Origin of the sequence: Lactobacillus mulieris, from assembly GCF_007095465.1 — a bacterium.
In the GTDB taxonomy this organism is placed as follows: domain Bacteria; phylum Bacillota; class Bacilli; order Lactobacillales; family Lactobacillaceae; genus Lactobacillus; species Lactobacillus mulieris.
This window is the reverse complement of record NZ_SDGL01000033.1, coordinates 1-1,343: the sequence shown is the minus strand read 5'-3', so window position 1 is coordinate 1,343 and position 1,343 is coordinate 1. Positions and strand designations below refer to the sequence as shown.

Annotated in this window: 1 protein-coding gene; it reads left to right on the top strand. The window is 29.7% G+C overall.

Annotated features, from left to right (window positions below):
* The first annotated feature begins 225 nt into the window (after positions 1 to 225).
* On the top strand, positions 226 to 1,059 hold the full coding sequence (locus ETI37_RS07705) for a hypothetical protein (RefSeq protein ID WP_022091339.1): 834 nt from the start codon (positions 226 to 228) through the stop codon (positions 1,057 to 1,059).
* The last annotated feature ends 284 nt before the right edge of the window (positions 1,060 to 1,343 follow it).

The following is a 1,343-nucleotide window of genomic DNA, read 5'->3' as shown; positions in this document are numbered from 1 at the left end:
AAAGCCGGTTGGAAATTGCAATTTTAGCTTATAATTTGGCTTATTGTCTAGAAAGATTTAACTAGCACCACGCGTATCTGAAATATCTTTTGACATAATTTAGCTCCTTAAATTGGTTTTATTAACAGTTTAACACTGCTATTTATAATTAATTGAAGAAAAAGATGAATTAGTGTTTATTATTGATATTTTGTGCTAGCATATTTTGAAAGAAAGGGTGATTTTATGGGCGAAAAAATTACTAGAGAAGAATATCAAAGAGAAAAAGTTTATGGGCAAAAATATAAGCTTAATTTTTGGAATATTTGGACTGATCGCCCATATATTTCTGTAGCAATTGTTGTTTCTATAATAATTACCTTATTTACCCGTTGGTATTTAGGAACGGTATTAATTTTATTAGTTACAGCAATTGGAATTTATATTATTGGGCGTAGCCATCATCCGAATCGGGTATTGAGCATTGAATTTCATTTAAAAGCATCTAGACAACTCAGCATACTAAAAAGTTTACAAATGGGTGCGAGTGTTTTAATGTTTTTAGCTACATATATGAGAAAAGTTGTTAGTGTAGATTTTACTAGTGCAGGCACTCAAGATGGTTTGCAAACGATTCAAGGAATTTTATCTAATACGGGAAAATATGGTCAACAAGGTTCATATATTTTAAGCTTACTTAATACAGTAACAGGAGGATCTTTTTGGGGAACATATAGGTATGCTTCAAATACCTCTCAATTTATGAATGACCCAGCTGGTTTGATGATTATTTTGTGGATCTTTTTATTAATGGTTGCTCCGGCTATCTGTGTCTTGTCTAATTTCTTTAAAGAGCCATATTCAAGACGAGCTTCTTTAATTGGTGGAATAGTATCATTGGTTAGTTTCGCTATTACTCCTAAAGTAATGGATTTTTTAATCAATAAGTATGCGCAAGATCAAAATATTAGCGTGCGCAATGCATTAAGCGTAGGAGAAATGGCATACGTAGCAATTGCTTGTGCTTTGATAGTTTTAGTAATTGCGATTTATAGAAATTATAAAAAAGATAATTTTTAATAGAGAAAAGCCTTGAGTTTCATTGATACTTAAGACTTTTTTGTTTTATGCTAAAAAAATTCAAAAAAAGTTTTATAAAAAAATGACATAAAATAAGCTAAATACGAACTATATTTACAACGTTTAGGTTTTTAAAGTTGAATAGTTTGGTAAAAATAACATATTTTTTATAAAAAGTTGCAAAGTATTTAAAGATTTATCAAAATACGAACAAAAAAGAAAGTTTGACGAAAGGCATTAAACCCTGTATAGTAGTATCTGTTCTCGCGAGAGGTTATACGAAA

Excerpts from the sequence above, each read along its gene's own strand:
- ETI37_RS07705 (WP_022091339.1), top strand. The coding sequence starts at position 226 with ATGGGCGAAAAAATTACTAGAGAAGAATATCAAAGAGAAAAAGTTTAT.